The organism is Kurthia senegalensis (genome assembly GCF_000285595.1).
Classification (GTDB): Bacteria; Bacillota; Bacilli; order Bacillales_A; family Planococcaceae; genus Kurthia; species Kurthia senegalensis.
This window is the reverse complement of the sequence record NZ_HE611064.1, coordinates 575,770-595,226: the sequence shown is the minus strand read 5'-3', so window position 1 is coordinate 595,226 and position 19,457 is coordinate 575,770. Positions and strand designations below refer to the sequence as shown.

Below are 19,457 nucleotides of genomic sequence, written 5' to 3'. Positions count from 1 at the left end.
ACTTTCTGTTCTTTTTTACGTCTCATACACGAGTAGAGGAGGTAACCGAGAAGATGAATAAAAAAGTATTTTGGAGTTTCGTACTCGTATTAATTGTTATGGCAGCGGGCATGTTGTATCCACTGAACTATTACGTTATGAAACCTGGTAGTGCCTATGATTTAACGAAATACGTAGAAGTGAAAGATGGGGATGCACCTGGAGACGGTAAATTAAGTATGATGACTGTGTCGATGGGTATTGCGACGCCTTTTACTTACGTATGGGCAAAACTTGGGAAGAACATGGATGTTTTAACGAAAGAGGAAGTTCTCGGGGGCCAAGAAACGAATGAGCAATACAATGAACGACAATTACACTTAATGACAGATTCACAATTCAATGCGAAATATGTTGCGTTTAAAGAAACGAAAAAACCATTTACGGTCGATTACAAAGGTGTGTACGTTACGCAAGTTGTTATGAAATCAGCATCGGACGGTATTTTAGAAGCGGGCGATGAAATTACAGCACTAGACGGTAAAAAAATTCAGAAACATGATGAACTCGTTGCCTTTTTGAAAGATAAGAAAAAAGGGGATACGGTTAACGTTCAAATTGAGCGAAATAAAAAACATTAACGAAAAAATTACGTTACGAGAAATTTCAAAAGATAACGAAAAAATTGGTTTAGGTATTGCATTTGATGACAGTAAATCCATTAAAACGACACCAGATGTAATGATTCACTCGGAAGATATCGGTGGACCGTCAGCGGGCTTGATGTTTACGCTTGAAATTATCGATCAACTGACGACAGGTGATTTGACGAAAGGGTATAACATCGCTGGTACAGGTGAGATGAATGAGGATGGTACGGTCGGACGAATTGGCGGAATCGACAAAAAAGTTGTCGCAGCACATGATGCGGGTGTCGATATTTTCTTCGCACCAGACGATGACGTATCAGAATATCAAAAATTAGCACCGAAAGCGCATATTCAGTCAAACTATGATGAGGCGAAAGCGTCAGCAAAAGAAAATAATATTACGAATATGAAAATCGTTCCGGTAAAAAATGTAGAAGATGCGCTCGATTACTTAGAGGCATTGAAAGCGAAAAAAGCATCGTAAACAGAAAGGGCCGTCATGACTTTAAAATCATGACGGCTCTTTCTGTTTGATTAGCCTTTTTTATTTGACGATATAGTGAAACATTAATTCATCGTTACTCGGATCTTTTTCGTTCATGTAGACGAAACCGATGCTTTCATATAATTTTCTGGCGACCGTATTATGTTCAGTTAAACTTAAATAAATCGTCGATACGTCATATTCTGTCACGACACGTTTCATCAAAGCGAGCATAGCACGTCGACCGTAGCCTTTTCCTTGATGTTTTTTGTCGATCATAATGCGATCAATCCACGTATCTTTTTGCGGACCGAAGCTACCGTACATCGCAAAACCGACAATTTCTTTATTAGCTAAAATGGCTACAGGACGCCACTCTTCTACGGTGGCGGCTTCTTCTAAACAGTCGTCTACCGTTTCGATAAAGTGTTTTTGTGTCTCGTGTAATGAAATTTTTTGTACGTCTGCTAAATTGGATGCATTTATTTTTTGAAAAGAGATTTCAATCATTCGTTCGTCCTCCTCGTTATAAACGAATCGGTGGATATTTATAATCTAAGCCAATTGATTCGTTTGAAGCATGTAAATAAATGTCCGTTGCTTTTATGTCTTGCGCAAGCATAGCATCTTCGAAACTTGCGACGCGACTAATGAGCGGTAATTTAAATTGTTTTTTATGCGTTGAAATATATTTTTGCCCATTTGTCGTCATGCCGAGAATGCGTGCATACGATGGACGTTGACTTTCGCTTAATTGTTCGGAAGTAAATCCGGTGACGATGTGCGTCAACATACGTTGCAATCGTGTCCACGTATAGCGTTTTGATTTGATCCGTTCCATAAACGTCTGGAACGTTTCGCACGTTTTTGCGGCTTTAATTAATAAATGTTCAATACCTTCTGTTACTTCTGCAAATTGTGCCAATTGTTCTGGAGGGGTACGTAATAGTTCATACCGCAGTAGCGGGTACAAACGATCCCAATTCATTAAATTTGTTTGTTGCAGTAAAGCGTAGTTGGAAGCGGGCATGAACGTCTCGACTGTTTGCAATGATTGTTCAAAAACAGCTTGTCGAATGCCTGTTGCGCTTTGGATGGTCGTTCCTTCGTGAATCGCATCGTGGTAACCTGAGGCGACACGTGGAATCGTGAACGGTTTCATCTCGCTTTTCTGTTTAAAAATTTGTTCAACATAATGGTACCCTAAAATGTTGTTCGGCAACGATAAGTCAGCAAATTTTTGTGTACTCGTTGTCGCTAATTGTGCATAGGCACTATTTAGGGCTTTAGCGTAGCTTACGCCGTTTTTAACAGCTTGTTGGACATTTAATTGGAAAGTGCTAGTTTGTGTCTCAATCGCGCTGTAAACGGCTAAAAATGGTTCAATTTGACCTTCTTCGCTACCGAATGCAATCGACTGACAGCCGAGAGCATCTAATAACGCAATCCCACCTTTTGCAAAATCGACTGCGGGTGCAGTTGAAAAAGCGTAAGGAAGTTCAATGACGAGATCAACACCATTTAATAGTGCCATTTTTGTGCGCAGCCACTTATTTACGAAGCTCGGTTCACCTCGTTGTAAAAAATGTCCACTCATGACCGCAATTACGATATCTGCATCTGTTAAAATCTTTGATTGTTTGATATGATGTAGATGCCCGTTGTGGAAAGGGTTGTATTCAACAATAACACCTGTTGCATTCATAGAATCACTCCGTTTATACTAACTAGTATGATTATAAACAGACTTTAATAGTACTGACAAGAAAATATCTTGACATCTATTTGTTCACACTATATAATCAATTTTGTTGTCTTGAGGTGATAATATATATGAAATGGGCAATCCCACAATTATCGAAATATCGCCAAAACGGGATGCCGGTTGACGAATTTGTCCAACTGGATAGCGTAATGGAACGCAATGGCGACATTCGCGCTATTGCTCCTGTTCACGTAGAAGGTCTCTGTACTTTCGGGTCAGAGCAAATGAACTGTCATTTTCGCGTGACGACGACTTTAACGCTTCCTTGTGCACGCACATGGGAAGATGTCATCTATCCAATTGATATTGAAGCAGCGGAAGTTTTCCGCTGGGGAGATATGGCTGGTCATGATGAAATGGATAACATTCATCCTGTTGAAGGTGATGTAATCGATGTCGACCCTGTATTGGAAGAACTAATTTTATTAGAAGTACCAATGCAAGTGTATAAGGAAGATGCACAAATTCTGGAGCCGAAAAACGATCACTGGTCGGTTATGTCGGAAGAAGAATTTGATCGTCAGAAACAAAATGACGAACAAAAAGTGGATCCAAGACTAGCTGACTTAGCTAAGTTTTTTGATCAAACAGATGAATAAATATCTGTAAGGAGGTGCCATTCAATGGCTGTACCATTTAGAAGAACTTCTAAAACTGCGAAACGTCAACGTCGTACGCACTTTAAATTATCTGTACCAGGTATGGTAGCTTGCCCAAATTGTGGAGAACTTAAATTAGCTCACCACATTTGTAAAGCTTGTGGTTCATACAAAGGTAAAGAAGTTATCAGCAAATAATTTCAGTTTTTAAAACTGAAGAGAGACCGCTAGAGAGACCATGGCTCTTTAGCGGCCTTTTTATGTGTGTAAATCATGGTAGCCTGTCAGTTAATGATAGGCTTTTTTATTTAAAAAATAAAGATATAAATTGAATGGGATAGAAAAAAGAAAATAATTTTATGATGGGCAAAAAATTATTTTTTTCGACAGTCATAGGATTCGTAGTGAAAATAAAAAATAAAATAAGACGTAAAAAATTTCGTCTCTTGCTATTTAATTTGGAACGTTGCTATGATAATGAAAAGTTTCTGAAAAATAAAATAGGGGTGATGAGAATGGGGAATGGTTATTTTTTGAAGAACAAGATGGGGTGTTGACATTCACGATTGATCGTCCAGAACGCAGAAATGCAATTAATGATCAAGTTATGCAAGGATTTCGAGAAGTGATGGATTACGTATACGAACATCCTTCTGTACGCTTTTTAGTCATTACAGGTGCAGGTGACCGCGCTTTTTGTTCAGGAGGCGATTTATCTGAGTTTCATGCACTTACGACGGCGGAAGAAGCATCGACGATGTTGTCGAAAATGGCGGAGCTGTTATACGAGTGGGCAACGCTACCTGTCCCGACGATTGCGCTCATTAATGGTGCAGCGGTTGGAGGTGGCTGTGAAATTGCGACGGCTTGTGATTTCCGTCTCGTTGCACGTCACGCAAAATGTGGCTTCATTCAAGGAACGCTCGCGATTACGACGGGATGGGGAGGCGGTACGTACTTATTCCAACGTGGCTTGCGACATGACAGAGCGTTAAAAATGCTCGTTGATGCAAGTGTGTATCCAGCAGAACAACTTTTTGAAATTGGTTGGGCGATGCGCGTTTTTGATGGCGACGCATGCGAAGCGTTAAATACATTTATTGGAAATATGAGGAAAATCGAGCCTGGCGTACATAAAGCGTATAAAGAGATGGAAATTCGTAAATGGAAAAATGCTGAACTATATACGCGTATTCAAGAAGAAGTAGCAACGTGTGCTCGATTATGGGAGCAAGAACCACATTTGCAAGCCGTAGAGCGCTTTTTAAATAAAAATAAATAAGTTTCATTTAAAAACCTGCGAGAAAGCTTACGATGCTTCTTGTGGGTTTTTAAATGATAGTTGCTAATTGTTTGTAAAAATTATTATACTTGCATAGAGATAAAGAAAATGAGAGTGGGTGAACGGAACAGGATGGAAACGATTTTTGAATTATGTACGACATATGCCTGGATTATTTTTGTGTTACTCGTTCTAATTTTGAAAAAGAAAATGACCGGTGCAAAAGCACTCGGTATTGCCTCGGACGTTACGACGTTCTTTTTATTTTTTGCGATGCCGATTTTAACTGAAAAGTTTTTTGGATTTAGTTTAGGTGTATACCATTACATCGTGTTAGTGGCGTTACTAATGATCATCACCACTCTCGAATGGCATAATAAAGAAATATTAAAAATGACGAGCGTGTTGAAAAAGACATGGCGTCTATTGTTTATGATTTGCGGTATTTGTTACGTGTGTTTATGGGTTGCACATTGGTTCGTTTCATAACGGCAAGCACATTTATACGTGTCTGAAAGCAGTAAATGGTATACTGCTACTATTGAGTGAAACATTCGAAGAGGAGTAGTTACGATTATGAAATTGGAACAAGTTGAATTAAAAGCAACGAATCCTTTGTTAGCAAGTTATATGGCTAACGGTGATTTGGCGTCTTTTTTTCATTATAATCAAACACAAGAAGCGTTTGAACAACGCTTACAAGATTTAGAAAAACATCCTGTGCGTCGCGCACAATTAGTGAACGTGATTCGTCAATTTATGGCACCGTACGGCTTGTCTGAACAAGATAAGAAACATTTAGCAGAACTTGAACAAAATGCAGTAACAGTTGTCGGTGGGCAACAAGCAGGTTTGTTAACAGGGCCGCTTTATTCAGTACATAAAGCAATTACGGTCATCGTCCTTGCGAAACAACAACGTGAACGATTAGGTATTCCAGTCGTTCCTGTATTTTGGATTGCAGGGGAAGATCATGATATCGATGAAATTAATCATACATTTACGAATACGCTCGTGAAAACGACGTATGGTGAAAATACGAGAGTGAAAAAACAAGCTTCTTATACGGAAATTGATGAGCGTCAGTTAACGGAATGGGTAACAGATGTGTTTAAAACATTCGGAGAAACAGCTTACACGAGTGCTTTATTAGATGACGTTCTCGTAGAAGTTCGTAAATCAACGAATTTTACAGATTTCTTCGTACGTTTAATGCACGGCTTATTTAAAGAACACGGTTTATTAATGATTGATGCAGCGAACCGTGGTTTACGTGAATATGAAACACCTTATTTTGAACAATTAATCGAGCATTCAGAGCAAATTGCAAAAGTCGTAACGGCTCGCGAAGCACATTTAGTTGACCTAGGCTATCCAATGCCGATTGGTGCGACGGAAGATGCTGCAAACTTATTTTACACAGAAGACGGGGCACGCTACTTATTAACGCGCAAAGACGGTAAATTCATCAATTTAGCTGCCAACGTACAATTTACAGCAGAACAATTAAAAGAAGAAGTGCGTACGAACTATTGTTTAAGTAATAATGTAGTGACGAGACCGATCATGCAAGATTGCGTATTCCCGGTATTATCATTCGTCGGTGGACCGGGCGAACTCGCTTACTGGTCGACGTTGAAAGAAGGCTTTGAAATTTTAAACATGAAAGTGCCTGTTTTCACACCTCGTTTAAATATCACGTTTATTACGTCACACGTACAAGCATTGTTAGAAGATCTACAAATTAGTGCGAAAGATGTTTTAGAAGGTAAAATCGAAACGCTTCGTCAAGCATTTAAAGAAAGAGTGTATGATCGAGAAGCGAAACAGACGATTGAATCGACGAAACGTTTACTTGATCAACAATACGAAACATTGCATGAGCATCTTATTCAAAATGATTTACATTTGAATGCGATTGTCGATAAAAATTTAACGTTCCATAAAGCACAATTAGACTTTATGCTACGCAAAATTGAACAGGAAGTTCTTTTGAAACATGAAGTAGCGATGCGTCGCTTTGACGATGTAGAACATGAAGTATTGCCACTCGGTGCGTTCCAAGAACGAACATTTACACCGTATCCATTCTTAAATACGTATGGTCCAGATTTAATTGAAAAAATAGTAACGCTCGATTATACGATTGACGGACGACATCATATCATTTATTTATAATAAAAAGTACATCTTTAGTCATAAAGATGTACTTTTTTTATATGTCTTTTTTACTTTTGCTAGAAAAAAGACGTAGTTCTGTGGAAAATGATAATTTATTTCTGAAGCATGTAGGATGTTTTATATAATAAAATTTGGGTAATAAGAAGATTAGTTAAAATAAATGCAAAAAATACTATTTTTCAAAATGGCAATGGGGATAAAATACTTATTTTTCGACGAATCCAAGTAATTGTACAGGAATTGGTGGAGGAAACAGTTGGGATGTGGTACATTTACTGTATAAAGTGGGGTATTGTATAGACTTGTGAAAAATTTTTTAGTTGAAAAATCATTTTTTGCAAATAACCGTACATATCTTAGATGTGCAATAAAAATAATTGCACGTAGTTTATTAGAATTTGGAGGGACTTTATAGTGTTCAATCACACAACCGTATTATTAAAAGAAACAGTCGATGGTTTGAACATTCGTCCTGATGGCATTTATGTAGATTGTACGCTCGGCGGGGCTGGACATAGTGAATATCTCGTAAGTCAGTTGTCGGACGAAGGTCGGTTAATTTGTTTTGACCAAGACCAAACTGCAATCGATCATGCAAAAGAAAGATTAGCACCCTATTTGAACAGAGTAACATTCGTACATTCAAATTTCAGAAACATTAAGCAGGAATTGAATGCATTAGGCATTACTTCAGTCGATGGGATTTTATATGATTTAGGTGTATCATCACCGCAGTTAGATAATGCGGAGCGTGGTTTTAGTTATCACCAAGATGCACCACTTGATATGCGTATGGACCAAACAGCACCGCTTACTGCATTTCATGTTGTGAATGAATGGGCATATGAAGATTTAGTGCGTATTTTTTATCGTTATGGAGAAGAGAAGTTTTCGAAACAAGTTGCTAGAAAGATTGAAGCAGCCCGTGAACAAGCTCCTATTAACACAACAGGCGAATTAGTGGAACTTATTAAAGAGGGGATTCCTGCGGCAGCACGTCGTAAAGGAGGTCATCCAGCGAAGCGCGTATTCCAGGCGATTCGTATTGCAGTGAATGATGAATTAGGAGCAGCAGAAGATTCATTACAACAAGCGCTCGATTTAATTCACGTTCGTGGTCGCGTTAGCGTTATCACGTTCCATTCATTAGAAGATCGCTTATGCAAAGTATTATTTAAAGAAAAATCTTCATTACCTGATTTACCACCTGGGTTACCCGTTATTCCGGATTATTTACAACCGGATTTTAAATTAGTAACACGTAAACCTATTTTACCAAGCGAAGAAGAATTAGAAGAGAATAATCGTTCACGTTCAGCGAAACTTCGTGTCATTGAACGTATTAAGAGTTAGGAGGAATTAAGTAGATGGCATTGGCAAACCGTAAAGTGGATTACATACAACAACCGTACATTGAGCAAGTTCCACAACAACCAGAATTTAAACCAAATCAACAACCTCAGAAGAAGTCTCAACAACGTAAGAAGTCAATTTTCAGATGGTCAAAAGTCGAAAAAGTTAGCTTTGTTGCAATTCTAAGTGTTATCGCTCTATTTGCCATTTTGAACTTGAATACAATTATGCATATTCAAGATACTTCTACACATATTCATGAGACGAATGAAAAACTATCTGCTATTAAACTCGAAAATAGCGAGCTATCAAATGAAGTCAGCCGCTTGTCTACACCAGAACGTCTAATGGAAAAAGCAAAAGCATTAGGTTTAACTTCAAATGAAACGAATGTGAAGGTAGTGTCTGGAAAATGACGAGAAAAAAATTAGAGTAAAAAACATTTTTGGGAATCGTTGGGGAGCCGCTCTAATGCTAGGCATTTTTGGGCTCCTTTTTCTATGTATGTTCTTACGTATCGTTTTTATACAAGCAACAGGTTCAGCGGAAGGGCAAAATCTAGCTGCGCGCGCAGAACAAAAGCATACAAAAAATCAATTATTAACTTCTTCTAGAGGGAAAATATTAGATAAAAATGGTTCTGCTATAGCGGAAGATGAATTGACATACAAACTGTTTGCTATCGTGACACCTGAAATTTCAAAAAATGAACAGGAAGATTATCACGTAGTAGATGCAGAAAAAACAGCGAAAGTATTAGCGAAATATATTGATTTACCAGCCAAGAAAATTAAAAAAATATTAGTCGATGGGCGAAATAGTGGGAAATACCAAGTGGAGTTTGGAAGATACGGTAGCGGTGTTCAAAATAGTGTGAAACTCGCCATTGAGAAATACAAATTACCTGGTATTAACTTTGAAGCCCATTCAAACCGTTTTTATCCAAATGGCGTTTTTGCCTCAAATTTAATCGGTATCGTGAGTCAAGATGAGGAAACAGGTGTCATGAAAGGGAATATGGGCATCGAAAAAATTTATAATGAAGAGCTGTCAGGTAAAAATGGCAGTATGTCGTTTCAAAGTGATGGCTGGGGATTTTTGTTACCGAATAAAAATGAAACAGTTAAAAAAGCACAAGATGGCGAAAACATTTATTTAACAATTGATAAGATGATCCAAAGTTTCTTAGAAGATGCTGTAAGCGATGTTCAAGAAAAATACAACCCAGAAAAAATTACAGCGATTGTAGCCAATCCTTCTACAGGCAAGATTTTAGGAATGACGCAACGCCCGACATTTAACTTGCAAACGAGGGAAGGACTACAAAATAGTTGGGCGAACTTTGTAACGGAAGAAACGATTGAACCAGGTTCGACAATGAAAACGTTCACGTTAGCAACAGCTATTCAAAAAGGGGTTTGGAATCCAAATGCAACGTTCCAATCGGGTCAATACAAAGTATATACGGCAACGATTCGGGATAGTAACAAGTACGGGTGGGGACGCATTACGTATTTAGAAGGGATTCAACGTTCTTCTAACGTAGGAATGGCAAACTTATTGAAAAGTATCGGCGGAGAAGCTTTTATGAATTCATTGAAAGCATTTGGTTTCGGTGAGAAGACAGGGATTGACTTACCGAATGAAGCGACTGGTAAATTGTTGAATGATTATCCGATTAACCGTGTAACAACAGCATATGGACAAGGTTCAACGGTTACACCGATTCAACTTATTCAAGCGTACACCGCGATTGCGAATGATGGCAAGATGATGCAACCGTATGTCATTGAGAAAATTGTGAATCCAAATACAGGAAAAGTAATCGAAAAAAATAAACCGACTGTAAAAGGAGAACCGATTTCTGCGGAAACAGCGAAGCAAGTGCGTGATACGCTTGCGACGACCGTAACGTCAGAAGTGGGAACAGCGAGAAAATTTGCAAGTGATGATTATACAGTAACTGGAAAAACAGGTACAGCTCAGATTCCAAAAGCAGGTGGCGGGTATTATTGGGGAAAAAATGAATTCCTTTATTCATTTCTAGGTAGCGCACCAGCTGATAAACCACAACTTGTTATGTATATCGCCGTGAAAAAGCCAAAACTAAAAGCGGAACAATTCGGTTCAGATCCAACTTCTGAAATTTTCAATGAAGTCATGGGCAAAAGTTTGAAATATTTAAACGTTAAGCCGGATACAATTGAAAAAACCGAAGGTGTTCAAGTAGATAACTATATCGATGAAACGATTGAACAAACGACAGAATCGTTGAAAGATGAAAAATTATCTACAGTGATGATTGGAGAAAATGGAACGCAAATTATTGATCAATACCCTAAAAAAGGTGAAAAAATTCTGATTGGGAATCATTTGTTCTTAAGAACAGATAGCAATGAGATTCGTTTACCTTCTATGAAAGATTGGTCATTGCGTGACGTACTTACGTATGAATCTTTATCTGGGCTTGATTTTGATGTCGAAGGAGAAGGATTTGTTACGAAACAATCTTTACCAAAAGGAACGATGATTGACTCTAATTCAAAATTAAAAATCACATTAACAAAATCAAATTAAGTAATTAACAACAGGCTGTTTTGCGTCGTTGTCATAATTGTATTTGAAATGTAAACCCCTTTTATTGAAAAAGACTTTTCATTTTAAAATTAAACTACTATGATAGATAACGTATTTATATAGTTAAAATAAAAGGAGTTTTTTAAAAATGTCAGTATCTATGTCAACATCCGATATTTTCTTAACGATCGTTGTAGCATTTGCTATTTCAGTGATTTTATCACCGATGCTAATTCCTGCACTAACTCGTTTGAAATTCGGACAAAGTATTCGTGAGGAAGGCCCAAAATCTCACATGAAAAAAGCAGGAACACCTACGATGGGTGGAATCATTTTCCTAATAGCTATCATTTTAACGACGTTATTAGTCGGTGCAGGTAAAGGATTAATTTCTGCTGAAGCAGTTGCTTTATTAATCGTATTACTCGGTTTCGGGATTGTCGGATTTTTAGACGATGGAATGAAAGTATTTTTCAAACGTAATTTAGGGTTAACCTCTCTTCAAAAATTAATTGCACAAATCGTCATTTCTATCGTAGCGTATTTCTTAATCGTCAATTTAGGCGATTTTGAAAATAGCGTGCACATTCCATTTACGAACTATGATCTTTCCCTCGGTTGGGTTTACGTTGTATTCATGATTTTCTGGTTAGTCGGATTTTCAAATGCAGTCAATTTAACAGATGGTTTAGACGGTCTTGTATCTGGTACTGGTTCAGTTGCGTTTTTAGCGTACGCTATTATCGCATTCGTTCAAGAGCAATATGATTTAGCTTTATTTGCTTTTGCTGTAACAGGTGCTTTACTCGGTTTCTTATTGTTTAATAAAAACCCTGCGAAAGTATTTATGGGTGACACAGGTTCACTTGCTCTTGGTGGTGCGCTTGCAACGTTATCTATTTTAACGCATCAAGAATTACTATTATTATTAATCGGTCTCGTATTCGTTATTGAAACAGCTTCTGTTATGATTCAAGTCGCTGTGTTTAAAAAGACGGGCAAACGAGTATTTAAAATGACCCCAATACATCACCACTTCGAATTATCTGGATGGTCAGAATGGCGCGTCGTGCTTACATTCTGGGGTTTCGGTGTTATCGTTGCAGTGATTGCAGTGGTTCTGGAGGTTTTATAAGATGAAAAAATAACAATGTTTGAACATAAAAAAGTATTAGTTTTAGGCTTAGCGAAAAGCGGTGTCGCAGCGGCTGAACTATTGCACAAATTAGGCGCATTCGTTACGGTGAATGACGCTAAACCATTTGAAGAAAATGATGCAGCAAAACGATTATTAGAACAAGGTATGAACGTCATTTGTGGACGTCACCCGGAAGATTTATTAGATGAGGGCTTCGAACTTGTCGTGAAAAATCCAGGAATTCCTTATTCAAACATTATCGTAAAAGACGCATTACAACGTAATATTCCTGTATGGACCGAGGTGGAATTAGCTTATTTAGTTAGCGAAGCGCCAATGATCGGAATTACAGGTTCGAATGGTAAAACGACGACGACGACATTGTTATTTAACATTTTGAATGAAGGTAAGTTGAAACCATTAATCGCGGGAAATATTGGTACAGTTGCTTGTGGCGTTGCAGAAGAAGCTGAAAAAGACAACGTAATCGTAACAGAATTATCATCATTCCAATTAATGGGTACGAATGCATTTAAACCACGCATTGCGATTTGGACGAACTTGTTTGAAGCACATATTGACTACCACGGCTCAATGGAAGAATATGCGAAAGCAAAATTCAATGTAACGCGTAATCAAGATGAAAATGATTATTTAATTTACAATGCAGATCAAGAAATCGTTTCAACATATGCATCGAAATCAAAAGCACAAAAAATACCATTCTCATCTACTCAAATTCTTGAACGAGGAATTAGCTGTGATGATGAAATGCTTTATTGGAACGGGGAAGCGTTTATGCAACGTGACATTATCGCATTGCCTGGGAAACATAATGTGGAAAACGTAATGTGCGCAGTAGCAGTTGCGAAATTAATGAACTGTCCACAAGAAGCAATGGAACATGTATTAGCAACATTCGCTGGTGTAGAACATCGTACACAATTCATTAAAGAATTAAATGGCCGTAAATTTTATAACGATTCAAAAGCGACGAATACGCTTGCTACACGCAGTGCGTTATCTGCTTTCAAACAACCAATCGTTTTATTGGCAGGTGGTTTGGACCGTAATCATTCATTTGAAGACTTACGTGAATTTATGCCGAACGTTCATGCGGTCGTCGTATCAGGCCAAACAGCGGATCGTTTCGCAGAGTTTGCAAAATCATGTGGTGTTGAAGCAATCGAAAAAGCGGAATGGATTGAAGACGCTGTAGAAAAAGCATACGCTCTTTCAAAAGAAGGGGACGTCGTATTATTATCTCCAGCTTGTGCAAGCTGGGATCAATATAGTCGCTTTGAAGTGCGCGGAGAACGTTTTGTAAAAGCTGTACAAAAATTGAATTAGTTTTATTAAGAGGGTAGGTGAGATGTGAGTATGGAGAAGATTATTGAGTTTTCAAGTTTAAAGCAGTCGACTGACCAACAGTCCAAAAAGAATGATCATCATCCACAAAAACCAGCAAAGAAATATTTAATTATCATGTCGATATTATTTGTTTGTTTGCTCACGCTCGTTTATCTCCAAATTCCAATCAGTCATATTGGAAAAATCTCCGTCGACGGTGCAACGTTAAAAGAGGCAAGTTATTACGCAAAACAAAGTGATGTTTATGAAGGCGATTCTCTTTGGGGATATCGCAACGCGGATGTTGAAGAACGATTAGCAAATGAACGAACGGTAAAAAAGTTGTCGTACAACGTGATTTACCGAATACAGTCCATATTCAACTGACAGAATACAAGCGTGTGGCTTACGTTCGGGATGATGAAAAACGCACCGAATATGTGTTAGAAAATGGTGTTGTAGTACGTGCGGATGAAGAGGTAAAAGAAATGGATATGCCGATCATGACTGGATTTACGAACGAGGAAGTAAGGCAGCATACAGCAGAGCAATTAGCAAAACTAGATGCTGAACTGTTGCACTCCATTTCTGAAATTCGTCCGAACGTTTCAAGTAAAAATGCTAATTATATAAAGTTATATATGACAGATGGTAATGAAGTGCGTGCAAATGCTAAAACACTTGCATCGAAATTACAATACTATCCGGAAATGGCTGAACAAGTTAAAAATGAACAAAAGAAAAAAGGCATTTTTAATTTAGAAGTAGGGGAATATTTCGAATCGTACAAAAAGAAGTGATTTTGTAAAAAAATTGCTATTCTAACGTGTAAATTTCGTTAAAATATGAAATAATACGTTTATAAACGTATTATTTTTGGAAATTTTGACAAATATATCGCTGAATTCATGAAATTAAACATGTTTACTACAATATGTTTAGACAAGAAAATGATTTTACACTAAAATATTCAATAACAAGAGTAGCGAAAGGGAGGTGCCGCAATGAGTGAGAAAGAGATTTATGTATCGCTAGATATAGGATCTACATCTGTAAAATGTATTATTAGTAAAGTCGATGATGATGCCGTGCATGTTATCGGTGTAGGGAATGCTAAATCAACAGGTATCCGTAAAGGAAGTATTGTAGACATTGATGCTACAGTACAATCAATTAAACGAGCTGTTGACCAAGCTGAACGAATGATTGGTATGTCGATACATAAAGTCATTTTAGGGATTCCTGGTAATCAAGTTGTTTTACAAGATGCGAAAGGTATCGTTGCTGTCAACGATACAAATAGCGACATTACAACCGACGATGTTTATCGTGTATTAGATGCGGCTGAAATGATTTCTCTTAGCCCAGATCGCGAGAAAATTAATTTAGTCCCACGCTACTACACAGTAGACAGCGTGTCAGACATTAAGGACCCTCGTGGTATGTTAGGCATTCGATTAGAAGTTGACGCAACAATGATTACAACAACTAGAACGAATTTACACAATATTTTACGTTGTGTAGAGAAGGCTGGACTAGTTATTCAAGATATTTATCTACAACCATTAGCTGCAGGTGAATTTGCTCTTACAGACGATGAGAAGAGTCGTGGAACGACATTAATTGATATTGGTGGCGAAACGACGACGATTAGCGTCTTTAAAGAAAATCAATTGATTCATGCAGCTGTTATTCCTGTCGGTGGCGAAAACATTACGAAAGATTTATCTATCGTATTGCGTACACCTACTGAACAAGCTGAAAGAATTAAGCTTGAATACGGTCATGCTTATTTCAATGAAGCGTCTGAAAATGAAGTGTTTGAAGTACCTGTAATTGGTGCAGACACGAAAGAACAATATAGCCAACGTTATATTTCTGAAATCATTAGTACGCGCTTAGAAGAATTATTCGAATTGATCCTAGATGAATTTTACCGTCAAAACTTGTCTGGTTTACCTGGAGGCGTCGTGCTAACAGGTGGCGTTGCAAAATTAGATGGAATCGCTCAACTTACACGTGATTGTCTGCAAACGCGTGTACGGATTGCTACGCCACAATACATCGGTGTACGTGAACCTGAATACACATCTGCAGTAAATTTAATTCGTTATGCGTATTTGCAAGATGCATTTTATCGCAAATATGAAGGGCAGTCGGTACAAGAAGATGTACCACCTGCAATCGTAGAAGACAGTCCTTCTGAGTATGAACAAATTACAGAACCACAAAAACCGAAAGAAAGTTTTTCAAAGAAATTCAAAGGTCTTTTAAAAGGCTTTTTAGAATAACAGATTCGAATAATAAAAGTGACTGAGGAAATAGGAGGAATTGAGATGATTGGTTTCGAACAGAATGAAAATCCGTTAGCTATAATCAAAGTAATTGGTGTCGGCGGTGGCGGTAACAACGCTGTCAATCGTATGATTGAACATGGTGTTCAAGGTGTAGAATTTATCGCTGTCAATACAGACGCACAAGCGTTAATTACATCACGAGCCGACGTTCGTTTACAAATTGGGGATAAATTAACACGTGGTTTAGGCGCAGGTGCTAATCCTGAAGTAGGTAAAAAAGCAGCTGAAGAAAGCCGCGAACAGTTAGAAGAAGCTTTACAAGGTGCGGATATGGTATTCGTAACTGCTGGTATGGGAGGCGGTACTGGTACAGGTGCTGCGCCAGTAATTGCACAAATCGCACGCGAAATTGGTGCTTTAACAGTAGGTGTTGTAACACGTCCATTCTCTTTTGAAGGTCGTAAACGTCAATCTCAAGCTTTAGCTGGAACAGCGACAATGAAAGAAGCGGTTGATACATTAATCGTCATTCCGAATGATCGATTACTTGAAATCGTTGATAAGAGTACGCCAATGCTTGAAGCATTCCGTGAAGCGGATAACGTATTACGTCAAGGTGTTCAAGGTATTTCAGATTTAATCGCCGTACCAGGTTTAATCAACTTAGACTTTGCCGATGTTAAGACAATTATGTCTAACAAAGGTTCTGCTTTAATGGGTATTGGTATTGCAACTGGTGAAAAACGTGCAGAAGAAGCTGCTAAAAAAGCTATTTCTAGTCCGTTACTTGAAACATCAATCGCAGGTGCGAAAGGTGTTCTTTTAAATATTACAGGTGGCTCTAGCTTGAGCTTATTCGAAGTACAAGAAGCTGCAGACATTATTTCAAGTGCTGCATCACCTGATGATGACGAGAACATCATTTTCGGTGCTGTTATTAATGATAACTTAAAAGATGAAATTGTCGTGACAGTTATTGCGACAGATTTCTCTGAAAATCATAGTAGCTACCAAGCGCCAAATGCAGCGCCACGTACGACTACTACACAATCACAACAATCAACACCGCCTGTTGCACCGCAACCTGTTCAACAAGAAGCTACACACACAGCTTCACCACAAGTTGAACAACAAGGACAACAAGACGAATTAGAAATCCCAACATTTTTACGAAATCGTCGTAACCGTCGATAATTTGTAAAAAATTGCATAAAGAGGATATTCCAAAAAGGTGAGACCATCTTGTTGGAATATCCTCTTTTTTTGTATCGTTCTAGGGAATTCGTTGATTAATACAGCAATGCTTGATAAAATAAAAAATAAAATGATTGACAAGTAATTTGAAAAGCTGGGATTCATTATGACACTAATTATCGATAATTTAAAAGACATTCAATTGAATATTAACGCAGCATGCGAAAAAGTAGGTCGTGATCCGAAAGAAGTTCAAATTATTGCGGTGACGAAACAAGTACCTACTGAGCGTGCAGAAGAAGCTCTTGCCGCTGGATTAATACATTTAGGCGAAAATCGTCCTGAACCATTGTTAGAAAAACAACAACATATTACGAATGGTGCTGTTTGGCACTATATCGGAACTTTACAAACACGTAAAGTTCGAAAAGTAATTGATCACGTAGATTATATTCACTCGTTAGATCGTTTAAGCTTGGCGGAAGAATTGGACAAACGTGCAACGAAAAAAATCCAATGCTTCGTACAAGTAAATGTATCGGAGGAAGACTCAAAACACGGATTAAAAGTTGAAGAAGTACTTCCTTTTATTAAGTCATTAACGCCGTATTCAAACCTTTCTGTCATTGGTTTAATGACGATGGCACCGAATACGGAAGACGAATCTATTATTCGTCAAACGTTTAAAGGATTGAAACAACTTCAACAACAAATTATTAACCAACAATATGAACATGCCCCATGTACAGAACTTTCAATGGGGATGTCGCATGATTATGCGATTGCGGTAGAAGAAGGTGCGACGTTCGTTCGTATCGGTACTGCGTTAGTTGGTTTGGACTAAGGAGGATTCATATGAAAAACATCTTAAAAAACTTCTTTTACTTAGAAGATGAAGCAGAGGATGACACAATGGAGCAAACGACTCCTAAAAAAGAACAACATCCTCAGCAACCACAACAAGTTGCAAAACAAGTACCGAATCAACAAATGCAGCAAGTTGTTACGACACCAATGGCTACACCTCGTAAACAACAGCAACAACGCAAAATGCAACCTGTGCCAAAGAACACGAATCAAGTCACACAAATGTACACAGAAGAACAACGTACAAATTTAGTGAGTTTTACACAAACAACTTCTAAAGTGAATTTATTTGAGCCTCGTGTTTATTCAGAAGCACAAGACATTGCAGAATGTATTCGAAATAAAAAAACAGCCGTCGTCAATTTACAACGAATTGATAAAGAAAATGGCAAACGTATTATTGATTTTTTAAGTGGTACGGTTTTTGCCTTGAACGGCGAAATTAAAAAAATTGGGATCGACATCTTTTTATGTACACCAGATAACGTAGAAATTGACGGCGCAATATCAGAACATTATTATGATGCAGAGCAGTATTAAGGAGAACAAATAATTTATGATTCTTACATTTGTGTACTATGCATTCCAAATTTATTGGTTTGCAATTATTATTTATATTTTAATGAGCTGGTTACCGGGATTACAAAACTCAGCTTTCGGTCGATTGCTAGATAAAATTGTAGATCCGTATTTATCGATTTTCAGGAAGTTTATTCCGACAATTGGTATGATCGACATTTCACCAATTGTTGCATTACTCGCACTGAATTTTATTCAACGCGGTGTGCAAACAATTTTAGTTCAATTATTGTATTAATGAAAAAAACTGACTTTTACTTCATTTGAGAATGAACGTAAAAGCAGTTTTTTTATAAGGAGTTAAGATGGATACTATTTTTCAACATTTTAGAAAAGAAGAACATGGTTTTATTGAACAAGTGTTTGAATACAAACGATACGTCGAAGATTTTTATGCGCCTAAACTATTGGACTTTTTAGATCCGCGCCAAGTGAAAATTATTGAAGCGATTATCGGGAAAAATGAAGACGTTCACTTTTCAGTAGACGGAGCATTCGGTGGAAATGTTGAACGTGTACGCGGTATGTTATACCCAAGTTATATAGTACCAGTAAAGGACGATTTTCAATTATGTGTTCTCGGCGTACGGTACGCTTCTAAGTTCGTTCAGCTGAAACATCCAGACGTACTCGGTGCTTTACTTCATCTCGGAATAGATCGAACGAAGTTTGGAGATATTCGCATCGATTCAGAAATGGTTCAATTTGTTGTAGCACAAGAAGTAGCAGATTATGTGCGAGCGAATTTGACGACGATTGGTAAAAGTAAAGCGACGATTATAGAAGTATCAGAACAGCAACTTATTGGGGAGAGCAACGACCCGTGGCTTGAAAGTGTCGTTACGACGTCATCACTTCGTTTAGATACGGTGATTGCCTCATGTTATCCGTCCATTTCGAGACAAAAAGCCGCCATGCTTATTGAAGCTGGACGTGTGAAAGTAAATTATACGGTTCGTGAACAAAATGCTTTTGAACTACAAGAGCATGATCTATTGTCTATTAGAGGTGTCGGACGTCTCGTATTGCTATCGATTGAAGGGCATACAAAGAAAGAGAAAATTCGATTAAAAATTGGTAAAATGGAAAGAAAATAAATGAATTGATGAAAAAAGATGAAGTTCTAAGGAAAGAAATGTATAATTGTTGATAAGATAATTGC

General features: G+C 37.8%; 21 protein-coding genes and 1 pseudogene. 20 read left to right on the top strand and 2 right to left on the bottom strand.

Translation table 11 applies throughout. The features are described from left to right. Nucleotides 1–53: 53 nt before the first annotated feature. Together KSHG_RS18685 and KSHG_RS18680 are read left to right on the top strand one after the other, a co-directional pair. Nucleotides 54–620 carry a PDZ domain-containing protein gene (locus tag KSHG_RS18685; RefSeq protein WP_010301794.1) on the top strand — a complete coding sequence of 189 codons (567 nt, stop codon included), beginning with the start codon at nt 54–56 and terminating at the stop codon, nt 618–620. Beyond that, nucleotides 598–1,113: a S16 family serine protease gene (locus tag KSHG_RS18680; protein ID WP_010301791.1), complete on the top strand. Its 516-nt coding sequence runs from the start codon at nt 598–600 to the stop codon at nt 1,111–1,113. Before KSHG_RS18685 ends, KSHG_RS18680 begins: the two co-directional genes overlap by 23 nt. Nucleotides 1,114–1,173: 60 nt before the next feature. On the opposite strand, the gene KSHG_RS03290 is transcribed toward KSHG_RS18680, so the two are convergent. Continuing rightward, nucleotides 1,174–1,623, bottom strand: coding sequence for a GNAT family N-acetyltransferase (locus tag KSHG_RS03290; RefSeq protein WP_010301788.1), 450 nt, complete (start codon nt 1,621–1,623; stop codon nt 1,174–1,176). A 16-nt stretch (nt 1,624–1,639) separates the two neighbouring features. Further along, nucleotides 1,640–2,818 carry a nucleotidyltransferase gene (locus KSHG_RS03285; RefSeq protein ID WP_010301786.1) on the bottom strand — a complete coding sequence of 393 codons (1,179 nt, stop codon included), beginning with the start codon at nt 2,816–2,818 and terminating at the stop codon, nt 1,640–1,642. A 128-nt stretch (nt 2,819–2,946) separates the two neighbouring features. Between KSHG_RS03285 and KSHG_RS03280 the strand changes: the two genes are divergently transcribed. The 18 genes and pseudogenes from KSHG_RS03280 (at nt 2,947) to KSHG_RS03190 (ending at nt 19,392) form a co-directional block, all read left to right on the top strand. Then, nucleotides 2,947–3,477, top strand: a complete 531-nt coding sequence (locus KSHG_RS03280) for a YceD family protein (RefSeq protein WP_010301784.1) — start codon at nt 2,947–2,949, stop codon at nt 3,475–3,477. A gap of 24 nt (nt 3,478–3,501) precedes the next feature. After that, nucleotides 3,502–3,675 carry a 50S ribosomal protein L32 gene (gene rpmF / locus KSHG_RS03275; protein WP_010301781.1) on the top strand — a complete coding sequence of 58 codons (174 nt, stop codon included), beginning with the start codon at nt 3,502–3,504 and terminating at the stop codon, nt 3,673–3,675. A gap of 346 nt (nt 3,676–4,021) precedes the next feature. After that, nucleotides 4,022–4,759: pseudogene (locus KSHG_RS03265) on the top strand (enoyl-CoA hydratase/isomerase family protein); the annotation flags it as partial. 132 nt (nt 4,760–4,891) lie between these two features. After that, nucleotides 4,892–5,248, top strand: coding sequence for a DUF3397 family protein (locus tag KSHG_RS03260; RefSeq protein ID WP_010301775.1), 357 nt, complete (start codon nt 4,892–4,894; stop codon nt 5,246–5,248). A gap of 87 nt (nt 5,249–5,335) precedes the next feature. Then, the gene (gene bshC, locus KSHG_RS03255; protein ID WP_010301772.1) at nt 5,336–6,937 is read left to right on the top strand and encodes a bacillithiol biosynthesis cysteine-adding enzyme BshC; all 1,602 of its coding nucleotides are present in this window, start codon (nt 5,336–5,338) and stop codon (nt 6,935–6,937) included. 417 nt (nt 6,938–7,354) lie between these two features. Next, nucleotides 7,355–8,293 (top strand): 16S rRNA (cytosine(1402)-N(4))-methyltransferase RsmH, encoded by a 939-nt coding sequence (gene rsmH / locus KSHG_RS03250; RefSeq protein WP_010301769.1) that lies wholly within the window; start codon nt 7,355–7,357, stop codon nt 8,291–8,293. Nucleotides 8,294–8,307: 14 nt separating this feature from the next. Continuing rightward, nucleotides 8,308–8,709, top strand: coding sequence for a cell division protein FtsL (ftsL2, locus tag KSHG_RS03245; protein WP_010301767.1), 402 nt, complete (start codon nt 8,308–8,310; stop codon nt 8,707–8,709). A gap of 55 nt (nt 8,710–8,764) precedes the next feature. Next, nucleotides 8,765–10,870, top strand: coding sequence for a penicillin-binding protein (locus KSHG_RS16010; protein ID WP_010301764.1), 2,106 nt, complete (start codon nt 8,765–8,767; stop codon nt 10,868–10,870). A 160-nt stretch (nt 10,871–11,030) separates the two neighbouring features. Continuing rightward, entirely contained in the window at nt 11,031–12,005 is a 975-nt protein-coding gene (mraY, locus tag KSHG_RS03235) for a phospho-N-acetylmuramoyl-pentapeptide-transferase (protein ID WP_010301761.1), read from the top strand. Nucleotides 12,006–12,020: 15 nt separating this feature from the next. Further along, nucleotides 12,021–13,358, top strand: coding sequence for a UDP-N-acetylmuramoyl-L-alanine--D-glutamate ligase (gene murD / locus KSHG_RS03230; RefSeq protein WP_010301757.1), 1,338 nt, complete (start codon nt 12,021–12,023; stop codon nt 13,356–13,358). A 30-nt stretch (nt 13,359–13,388) separates the two neighbouring features. Continuing rightward, nucleotides 13,389–13,745: a cell division protein FtsQ/DivIB gene (locus KSHG_RS03225; RefSeq protein ID WP_010301754.1), complete on the top strand. Its 357-nt coding sequence runs from the start codon at nt 13,389–13,391 to the stop codon at nt 13,743–13,745. 14 nt (nt 13,746–13,759) lie between these two features. Beyond that, a complete protein-coding gene (locus KSHG_RS03220; protein ID WP_010301751.1) occupies nt 13,760–14,158 on the top strand; it encodes a cell division protein FtsQ/DivIB in 399 nt (132 codons plus the stop codon). A 204-nt stretch (nt 14,159–14,362) separates the two neighbouring features. Beyond that, on the top strand, nt 14,363–15,649 hold the full coding sequence (gene ftsA, locus KSHG_RS03215; RefSeq protein ID WP_010301748.1) for a cell division protein FtsA: 1,287 nt from the start codon (nt 14,363–14,365) through the stop codon (nt 15,647–15,649). Nucleotides 15,650–15,694: 45 nt separating this feature from the next. Next, a complete protein-coding gene (ftsZ, locus tag KSHG_RS03210; protein WP_010301743.1) occupies nt 15,695–16,849 on the top strand; it encodes a cell division protein FtsZ in 1,155 nt (384 codons plus the stop codon). Between the two features lie 166 nt (nt 16,850–17,015). Then, a complete protein-coding gene (locus KSHG_RS03205) occupies nt 17,016–17,693 on the top strand; it encodes a YggS family pyridoxal phosphate-dependent enzyme (RefSeq protein ID WP_010301739.1) in 678 nt (225 codons plus the stop codon). 11 nt (nt 17,694–17,704) lie between these two features. Further along, nucleotides 17,705–18,256, top strand: a complete 552-nt coding sequence (locus KSHG_RS19065) for a cell division protein SepF (RefSeq protein WP_010301733.1) — start codon at nt 17,705–17,707, stop codon at nt 18,254–18,256. A 16-nt stretch (nt 18,257–18,272) separates the two neighbouring features. Beyond that, entirely contained in the window at nt 18,273–18,533 is a 261-nt protein-coding gene (locus tag KSHG_RS03195) for a YggT family protein (RefSeq protein ID WP_010301730.1), read from the top strand. Nucleotides 18,534–18,600: 67 nt separating this feature from the next. Further along, nucleotides 18,601–19,392: a YlmH family RNA-binding protein gene (locus KSHG_RS03190; protein ID WP_010301727.1), complete on the top strand. Its 792-nt coding sequence runs from the start codon at nt 18,601–18,603 to the stop codon at nt 19,390–19,392. Nucleotides 19,393–19,457: the final 65 nt, after the last annotated feature.